The sequence below is a fragment of the Rhodoplanes roseus genome (assembly GCF_003258865.1).
GTDB classification, from domain to species: domain Bacteria; phylum Pseudomonadota; class Alphaproteobacteria; order Rhizobiales; family Xanthobacteraceae; genus Rhodoplanes; species Rhodoplanes roseus.
Window position 1 is genome coordinate 53668 of record NZ_NPEX01000005.1, and the last position, 8496, is coordinate 62163.

Below are 8496 nucleotides of genomic sequence, written 5' to 3' on the forward strand. Positions count from 1 at the left end.
GTGGGGTGAAGCCCCACGCACCGGCGGCGCTGTCACCCCACCCCGACGCGCTTCGCGCGTCGACCCTCCCCCTCCAGGCGAGGGTGACGCAGAGCGTGGCAGTCGCCCCGGCAAGCCAAGTCGACGCCGCCGAGCCCGACGACTCCTTCGCGGCGCGGCACCGTAAGAAATTCGCCGAGAGCCGCGTCGAGAGCTCCGATCCGGATTACCTCGCGCGGCACCGCAAGAAGTTCAAGACCACCGACGCCGACGACATGGGCGAGTGCTGAGATGGCGAGTGTTGAGATGGGGGAGTGCTGATCATGGCCGTGGTCGCCACCAGCCAGAAGGCCGCGGCCGTCAATCCGCTGAAGTCGTCGCAGCCGCTCGGTGCCGCGCTGGCGTTTCTCGGCGTTGCCGAGGCGATGCCGCTGTTCCACGGCAGCCAGGGCTGCACGTCGTTCGCGCTGGTGCTGTTCGTGCGCCACTTCAAGGAGACGATCCCGCTCCAGACCACCGCCATGGACGAGGTGGCGACGATCCTGGGCGGCGCCGACCATCTCGAGGAAGCGCTGCTCAACCTGAAGAACCGCACCAAGCCGAAGCTGATCGGCGTCTGCACCACGGCGCTGGTCGAGACCCGCGGCGAGGACTTCGCCGGCGACATCGCGCTGATCCGGAAGAAGCGGGCCGAAGAGCTGGCCGGCACCGACGTGCTGCTGGTCCACACGCCGGACTTCGAGGGCGCCATCGAGGAGGGCTATTCCAAGGCCGTGACGGCGCTGGTCGACGGCCTGGTGCAGCCCGCCTCCGGCACCGACCCGAACAAGGTCGCGATCATCCCGGGCTGGCACCATACGGTTGCCGATATCGACCTCCTGCGCGACACCGTCGAGAGCTTCGGGCTGGAGCCGGTGATCGTGCCGGACATCTCCGGCTCGCTCGACGGCACCGTGCCGGGGCGCTGGATCCCGACCACCTATGGCGGCACCCCGGTCGAGGCGATCCGCGAGCTCGGGTCGGCGGCGCATTGCATCGCCATCGGCCGGCATGTCCGCAAGGCGGCCGAGCGGCTGTCGGCGATCGGCGGCGTGCCCTTCACGGTGTTCGACACGCTCGGCTCGCTCGATGCCGCCGACCGCTTCGTGGCGTTGCTGGCGCGGCTCTCCGGGCGCCCCGTGCCGGCCAAGCTGCGGCGCGGCCGCAGCCGCCTGCAGGACGCCATGCTGGACGGCCACTTCCATTTCGGCGGCAAGCGCGTCGCCGTCGCGGCCGAGCCCGACCACCTCTATCAGCTCGCGACCTTCTTCACCGGGATGGGGGCCGAGGTCGTCACGGCCGTCACCACGACGGGCCATTCGGAGATCCTCGAGACGGTGCCGGCCGCCGCCGTGACGGTCGGCGACCTCGACGACTTCGAGACGCAGGCGGGCGAGGCGGGCTGCGATCTCCTGGTCACCCACAGCCACGGCCGCCAGGCCTCGGAGCGGCTCGGCGTGCCGCTGATGCGGGTCGGATTTCCGATCTTCGACCGGCTCGGCAGCCAGCACCGCCGCACCATTCTCTACGACGGCGTTCGCGACCAGATCATCGAGGCCGCGAACATCTTCCAGGCGCATCAGCGCGTTCACACTCCGGAGAGTCTCGATCCGTTCCGGGATCGTGGAGAGACCCATGACGGCCATACGCAGATTGCGCATCATTGATCAGGACGAATCCACGCCGATCGCGCCGGCTGCCGCCGTGCGCGTCGCCATCGCGACCCAGGACCGCAAGGGCCTCAATGCCCATTTCGGCTCGGCCCGCTGCTTCGTGGTCTACGACGTGACGGCACAGGGCTGGACGCATGTCGAGACCATCACCTGCGACAACGTCTCGGACGAGCAGGGCCAGCACCAGGCGGACGGCGAGGATCGCATCACGCCGAAGGTGGATGCCCTCAAGGGCTGCCACCTCCTGTTCTGCGTCGCCATCGGTGGCCCGTCCGCCGCCAAGGTGGTCTCGGCCAAGATTCATCCGATCAAGATGCCTCAGCAGCCGATCGACGCCGTGCTGGAGCGCACCCGGGTGATGCTGAACGGCGCGCCGCCGCCGTGGCTGCGCAAGGTGCTGGCGAGCGCCGGCGCCGGACCCGAGAAGCCGTCCTTCGTCGACGACGAGTGAACCCCGGAGCCTACGCCATGACCGACACCACCACCGCCCGCGACCCGGCGGTCGCCGATCTCGAGGCGCTGGCGACGCCGTTCCTGCAATGCCTGGTGCGGCTGATCCGCGCCCAGGACAGCTACGGCTCGTGGGACGGGAAGACCGACGCCCAGATTCTCGCCGACTACGTGGTCACCAAGGATCAGCGCCGGGCCCTGCCCATCATGGGCGATCCGGACCCCGATATTCTGTGGCGAGTCGAGCAGTTCTACGGCGCGATCGGCCTCGCCATCGAGCAGGACACCAAGCTGGTCGCCAGCCCGATGATGAAGATGCACCACGAGGGCTTCGGCCGCATGATCCTCACCACGGGTCGTCTGGTGGTGCTGACCAAGCATCTGCGCGACGTGCACCGGTTCGGCTTCGACAGCCTCGCCGCGCTCGCGGCCGAGGGCACCAAGCAGGTCGCGGCCTGCATCGCCATCATCGAAAAGTATCCGGAGGTCGCGCGCGCCTGACGCGTCGACCGAACGGGCGTTCGCCGCCCGAGGAGGGGAAAGATGTTCACGACACGCGACGGGTCGCCCTGGGAGCCCGCCTATCTCACCGCGATCGACGGCAACAAATGCATCGGCTGCGGCCGCTGCTACAAGGTCTGCGCGCGCGACGTCATGCATCTGATGGGCGTCAACGACGAGGACGAGCTGGTCGCCTGCTCGGGCGACGACGACGATGACGACGAGGAGTTCGTGCGCAAGGTGATGGTGCTGCATCAGGCCGGCAACTGCATCGGCTGCGGCGCCTGCAACAGGGTCTGCCCGAAGAACTGCCAGACCCACGTTCCGGCGACCGCGATCGCGACGGCCTGACGCCATGGCCCCGCTGGCGACGCAGGGTCTGATCGAGCCGGTCGTGCCCGGCTTCTGCCGCGACCGGAACTGCGGCGCCCGCAGCGCCGCCGCGATCTATCGTGGGCTCACCGGCTGGTGGCCCGCCGAGGTCAGCATCCACGCCGACGACGATTTCGACACCCATGTGTTCGCCTCCTTGATCGCTGTCGCGGTCGCCGAGGGCGGGGCCGTGCATCTGCGGCTCGGCGTCTCCGTATCCGAGCTGCGCCGCTTGATCGATCGTCGGTTCCCGGGCGCTCCGGCCCTGATCCGCCCGGACGAGGGCGACGCGTCGGCCGGGGAGGACGACGAGGTCGCCATGGTGCGCGATCTGCTGCTCGCCTACCGGACCGAGGAGGGCGACGACGGCCGCCTGCTCGCCGCCATGATCGCGCGCCGCGCGCTGGAGCCGAACCATTTGTGGGAGGATCTCGGCCTGCGCGACCGCGGCGAGCTCTCCCGCCTGCTGATGCGCCACTTCCGCGCCCTGGCCGTCATGAACGTCCGCAACATGCGCTGGAAGCGCTTCTTCTATCGCACCATGTGCGAGACCGACGGCTTTGTGATGTGCGCCACGCCGGTCTGCTCGGCTTGCGCGGACTTCGAATCCTGCTTCGGCGAGGAGACGGGCGAGAGCCGCCTCGCCCGTGCCCGCCGCGACGCGGCGGCGCCGCTGTCCTGAAGAGCGGCTCTCCGCTCGCACGCGCCGAGCACCTCCGCCGTCGGGCCCGCGTGCGTCGCGGGCCTCCACGCATTTGAGCCTTTCGGCGCTGAAGACGTGGATGGCCGCGACGAGCCCGGCCATGACGACGACAAACATCACCCTTGCGACAAACCCGACAGCGCGCGACACGCGGCGCGTGTCGGCTTTGCGACGGGCGCAGTCCGACAAACCCGCGCGATCTCGAAAGTCATTGAGCCATTGTGGTTTTTAGTGCTCGGACGGGCTGGCACGCCAGTTGCTGAACAGTCGTGACGTCGCAAGAATGGAGCCCCCCGATGATCACACTGTCGACCGAAGCCGCTGCCGCCGTCCGGACGGCGATGTCGCGCGCCGGTAAGCCCGACGCCGGCCTCCGGGTGATGATCGAGACCGGCGGCTGCGCCGGCAACAAGTACATGATCGGTCTCGATGCCGAGCCGCGCCCCGACGATGCCGTGATCGAATCGGGCGGCGTGAAGGTCTTCGTCGATCCGCAGTCGCAGCCGCTGGTCGTCGGTCTGACCATCGGCTTCACCGAGACGCTGGCCGGCAAGGGCTTCACGTTCGACAACCCGAACGCCGAGGCGAGCTGCTCCTGCGGCAAGTCGTTCGGTTGAGGGGAGGGCGCGCCATGCACCAGGCCACCGCCGCGTCCGACACCGCTGCTCCCGCGCTCGGCCCCGCGGCCGCCGCGGCCTTGCGCGACAGTCTCATCGCCCAGGCCGTCGCCGAGCTGCGGCCCAACATTCAGAAGCACGGCGGCGACTGCGAGCTCGTGCGCATCGAGGGCAATACCGTCCATGTGAAGCTCACCGGATCTTGCGTCGGCTGCGTGCTGGCGTCGGTCACGATCCAGGGCGTGCAGGGACGACTGATGAGCAAGCTCGGCTTCCCGATCCGCGTCGTCGCAGCCGAGTGAGGGCACCGCGATGACCGCCGTCTACCTCGACAACAACGCCACCACCCGGGTCGATCCCCGCGTGGTCGCGGCGATGCTGCCGATGTTGACGGAGCATTACGGCAACCCGTCCTCGGCTCACGAGTCCGGGACGCTCGCCAAGCGCGCCGTCGCTGCGGCGCGCGAGCAGGTGCGGGCGCTGATCGGCGCAGCGCATGTGGACGAGATCGTCTTCACGTCGGGCGGGACCGAGAGCGACAATCTCGCGATCCTCGGGGCGCTGGCCGCACGACCCGGCCGCGACGAGATCGTCATCAGCGCGGTCGAGCATCCCGCCGTTCGGACGCTTTGCGCGAGCCTCGCCAGGACGCGCGGTCTCGTGATTCACGAGATCCCGGTCGACGCTGCCGGGCGTATCGATCGCGCCGCCTATCAGGCGGCGCTTTCGGAGCGGACTGCGCTGGTCTCGATCATGTGGGCCAACAACGAGACCGGCACGGTGTTTCCCGTCGCCGATATGGCCGCGGAGGCTAATGCGGCAGGAGCGTTGTTTCATACGGACGCGGTTCAGGCGGTGGGCCGGGTGCCGATGGTGCTCGCCGAAAGGATGATTGATCTTCTGTCATTGTCCGGACACAAGCTGCACGCGCCGAAGGGGATCGGCGCTCTCTACGTCCGACGCGGCATCAAGCTTGCCGCGCAGACGATCGGCGGCTCCCAGGAACGTGGCCGGCGTGCCGGCACCGAGAACGTGCCGGGCATTGTCGCGCTCGGCACGGCATGCGCGCTCGCCGCCGCGAGCGACGATACGACGATCGCATTTTTACGCGATCGGTTGGAGGGAGGTCTTCTGGCCCGCGTCGCCGACTCCTGGGTGTTGGGGGACGTCGAGCACCGCGTGCCCAACACCGCCTGCATTGCTTTTGCGGGGGTCGAGAGCGAGGCGATTGTCCGTCTGCTCGATCGTCGCGGGATCGCGGTGTCGTCCGGCTCGGCCTGTGCGGCCGGCTCGGTCGAGCCGTCGCATGTCGTTCGGGCCATGGGGGTGCCGGAGCGCTTCGCCCGCGGCGTGGTGCGCTTCTCGCTCTCGCACGAGACCACCGCGGCCGAGATCGATCGTGTGATCGAGACCGTGCCGGACGTGATTGCCGAACTGCGTGCCGATCAGCTCGAATCGGCCGCCTGAGGAGACCACGAGAATGATCCGATCGCTCGCCGCGACGACGACGCGAGAGACACCTGCGCCCCGCGTCGTCCTCAACGACACGACGCTGCGGGACGGCGAGCAGGCGCCCGGCGTCGCCTTCACGGCGGCCGAGAAGGTCGCCATCGCGCGTGCGCTCGCCGCGGCCGGCGTCACCGAGATCGAGGCCGGCACGCCGGCGATGGGCGAGCAGGAGATCGCGGCGATCCGCGCCGTCGTCGATGCCGATCTGCCGCTCACCCCCATCGCCTGGTGCCGCATGCGGCGCGAGGACGTCGACGCCGCGATCGCGTCCGGCGTGTCGATGGTCAACGTGTCGCTGCCGGTGTCCGACGTACAGATCGCCGCCAAGATCAAGGGCGGCCGCGCCGCCGGCTTGGCGATGCTGGCCGACGTGGTCGGCTATGCCCGCAGCCATGGCCTCGAGGTCGCGGTCGGCGGCGAGGATTCGTCCCGCGCCAATGTCGGCTTCCTGGCCGAGGTCGTGGCCGCCGCAAAGGCGGCCGGCGCACGGCGGTTCCGCATCGCGGACACGCTGAGCGTGCTCGACCCGTTCACCACGCATGCGCTGGTGGCCGCCGTCCGGGCGACGACGGATCTCGAGATCGAGTTCCACGGCCACGACGATCTCGGCCTCGCCACCGCCAACACGCTCGCCGCCGTGCAGGCCGGCGCGACGCATGCCTCGGTCACCGTGATGGGGCTCGGCGAGCGCGCCGGGAACGCGCCGCTCGAGGAGGTCGCCGTCGCGCTCAAGCAGCTCCACGGTCGCGACACCGGGATCGCCTTCGACCGTCTCGGTGATGTCGCCGCCGTGGTCGCGGCCGCCGCGGCGCGGCCGATCCCGGTCGGCAAGGCGATCGTCGGCGATCACATCTTCACCCACGAGTCCGGCATTCATGTCGACGGGCTCCTGAAGGATCACCGCACCTATCAGGCGCTCGATCCCGGCCTGCTGGGTCGCGCCCACAAGATCACGATCGGCAAGCATTCGGGCCTCGCGGCGATCGCGATGTCGCTCGCCGACCTGCGGCTTCCGGCCGAGGAGCACGAGCTGCCCGCCATTCTGGCGCGGGTGCGCGAGCGGGCCGTCGCCATCAAGGGACCGGTCGGCGAGGACGGATTGCGCGCCATCTGGCGCGAGGTGCGCGATCCGATCCGGCGCGTCGAGGAGGGGCTGCAATGAGTTCTTGCGGAAACCACGGTCATGTCGTCGCACCTGGCGCGCTGACGCGGCTGAAGACGGCGGGCTCGGCCGAGGAGTTCTTCACCGTTCTGGGCGTCGCCTACGACCCGACGGTGCTCAACGTGGCGCGCCTGCACATCCTCAAGCGGATGGGCGAGTATCTGGCGGGTGACGAGCTCGACGGGATTCCGGAGCCGATCGCAGTGGCGCGCTGCCAGAGCGTCCTGGCTCGTGCTTACGAGGAGTTCGTAGCCTCCTCGCCGCTGGAGCAGCGCGTCTTCAAAGTGCTGAAGGAGGCGGTCGAGCCCAAGGCGCCGAAGAACTTCGTTCCGTTGGACGAGCTCAAGTGAGCGGGGCCGCCATGCACATCGTCGTCTGCATCAAGCAGGTCCCGGATTCGGCGCAGATCCGCGTCCATCCGGTCACCAACACCATCATGCGGCAGGGCGTGCCGACCATCATCAATCCCTACGACCTGTTCGCCGTCGAGGAGGCGCTGCGGCTGCGCGACCAGTACGGCGGCACCGTGACGATCCTGACCATGGGCCCGCCCATGGCCGAAGAATCGCTTCGCAGGGCGCTGACCTTCGGGGCCGATCGCGCCGTGCTGCTGACCGACCGCTTCTTCGCCGGTTCCGATACGCTGGCGACCAGCTATGCGCTGGCCTCCGCCATCGCCAAGATCGGTGAGGCGTTCGAGCCGGTCGACATCGTCTTCACCGGCAAGCAGACCATCGACGGCGACACCGCCCAGGTCGGCCCTGGCATCGCCAAGCGGCTCGGCCTCGCCCAGCTCACCTATGTGTCGCGCGTCGCCGCCGTCGATCTCGCCGGTGGCGGCATCGAGGTGGATCGTCGCGCCGAGGGTGGCGTCCAGGCGCTGCGCACGAAGCTGCCGTGCCTGATCACCATGCTGGAGGGCACCAACGACATCCGTCGCGGCTCGCTGCCCGACGCGCTGCGCGCCGCGCGCGCCGAGATCGTCGTGTGGAGCGCCAAGGACGCCGGCATCGCCGACGTCGGCAAATGCGGCCTGCGCGGCTCGCCCACCGTGGTCAAGCGCGTGTTCGCGCCGAGCGCCCGGGCCGAGAAGGCCACGATGGTCGAGGCGAGCGGGCCGGAGGCGGCCGACGCCCTGATCGAGGCGATCTTCACCCAGCGGCCGCGTCTCGAGGCCGACCTCGCCACGCTCGTGCGCGGCTACTGAGACCGGAGACCGACATGGCACAGCCCGCAAAGCCCGCCGCGCCCGCCTCCGGCCGCGCCAACACCAAGAAGGAGCTGCCCGAGCGGTTCAAGAACCACAAGCACGTCTGGGTGTTCGTCGAGCAGGAGCGCGGCGTCGTCCATCCGGTCTCGTGGGAGCTGATGGGCGAAGGCCGCAAGCTCGCCGACAAGCTCGGCGTCGAGCTCGCCGGCGTGGTGATCGGGGCGCCCGGCGAGGCCACCCAGGCCGCCGCCCAGGAAGCCGCCTGCTACGGCGCCGACCTC

At 69.5% G+C, this 8496-nt stretch carries 12 protein-coding genes and 1 pseudogene; all 13 read left to right on the forward strand.

Annotated features, from left to right (window positions below; translation table 11 throughout):
• A partial coding sequence (locus CH341_RS35125) for a hypothetical protein (RefSeq protein ID WP_210208151.1) occupies nucleotides 1-269 on the forward strand: 269 nt, incomplete at its 5' end.
• A gap of 33 nt (nucleotides 270-302) precedes the next feature.
• Nucleotides 303-1685 (forward strand): nitrogenase iron-molybdenum cofactor biosynthesis protein NifN, encoded by a 1383-nt coding sequence (nifN, locus tag CH341_RS01610; protein WP_111417298.1) that lies wholly within the window; start codon nucleotides 303-305, stop codon nucleotides 1683-1685.
• Nucleotides 1654-2142, forward strand: coding sequence for a nitrogen fixation protein NifX (nifX, locus tag CH341_RS01615; protein WP_111417284.1), 489 nt, complete (start codon nucleotides 1654-1656; stop codon nucleotides 2140-2142). Before nifN ends, nifX begins: the two co-directional genes overlap by 32 nt.
• Nucleotides 2143-2159: 17 nt before the next feature.
• Nucleotides 2160-2642 (forward strand): NifX-associated nitrogen fixation protein, encoded by a 483-nt coding sequence (locus CH341_RS01620; RefSeq protein WP_111417285.1) that lies wholly within the window; start codon nucleotides 2160-2162, stop codon nucleotides 2640-2642.
• Nucleotides 2643-2684: 42 nt separating this feature from the next.
• Entirely contained in the window at nucleotides 2685-2993 is a 309-nt protein-coding gene (gene fdxB / locus CH341_RS01625) for a ferredoxin III, nif-specific (RefSeq protein ID WP_111417286.1), read from the forward strand.
• 4 nt (nucleotides 2994-2997) lie between these two features.
• Complete coding sequence (locus CH341_RS01630; protein WP_111417287.1) at nucleotides 2998-3696, forward strand: nitrogen fixation protein NifQ; 699 nt, start codon at nucleotides 2998-3000, stop codon at nucleotides 3694-3696.
• Nucleotides 3697-4013: 317 nt separating this feature from the next.
• The gene (locus CH341_RS01635) at nucleotides 4014-4334 is read left to right on the forward strand and encodes a HesB/IscA family protein (protein WP_111417288.1); all 321 of its coding nucleotides are present in this window, start codon (nucleotides 4014-4016) and stop codon (nucleotides 4332-4334) included.
• Between the two features lie 14 nt (nucleotides 4335-4348).
• Nucleotides 4349-4636 (forward strand): NifU family protein, encoded by a 288-nt coding sequence (locus CH341_RS01640; protein WP_111417289.1) that lies wholly within the window; start codon nucleotides 4349-4351, stop codon nucleotides 4634-4636.
• A 10-nt stretch (nucleotides 4637-4646) separates the two neighbouring features.
• Nucleotides 4647-5801, forward strand: coding sequence for a cysteine desulfurase NifS (gene nifS / locus CH341_RS01645; protein WP_111417290.1), 1155 nt, complete (start codon nucleotides 4647-4649; stop codon nucleotides 5799-5801).
• A gap of 13 nt (nucleotides 5802-5814) precedes the next feature.
• The gene (gene nifV / locus CH341_RS01650) at nucleotides 5815-7005 is read left to right on the forward strand and encodes a homocitrate synthase (protein WP_111417291.1); all 1191 of its coding nucleotides are present in this window, start codon (nucleotides 5815-5817) and stop codon (nucleotides 7003-7005) included.
• Nucleotides 7002-7355 (forward strand): nitrogenase stabilizing/protective protein NifW, encoded by a 354-nt coding sequence (gene nifW / locus CH341_RS01655; RefSeq protein WP_111417292.1) that lies wholly within the window; start codon nucleotides 7002-7004, stop codon nucleotides 7353-7355. Before nifV ends, nifW begins: the two co-directional genes overlap by 4 nt.
• Nucleotides 7356-7366: 11 nt before the next feature.
• The gene (locus tag CH341_RS01660) at nucleotides 7367-8212 is read left to right on the forward strand and encodes an electron transfer flavoprotein subunit beta/FixA family protein (protein ID WP_111417293.1); all 846 of its coding nucleotides are present in this window, start codon (nucleotides 7367-7369) and stop codon (nucleotides 8210-8212) included.
• A 14-nt stretch (nucleotides 8213-8226) separates the two neighbouring features.
• Nucleotides 8227-8496 (forward strand): annotated as a pseudogene (locus tag CH341_RS01665) (electron transfer flavoprotein subunit alpha); the annotation flags it as partial.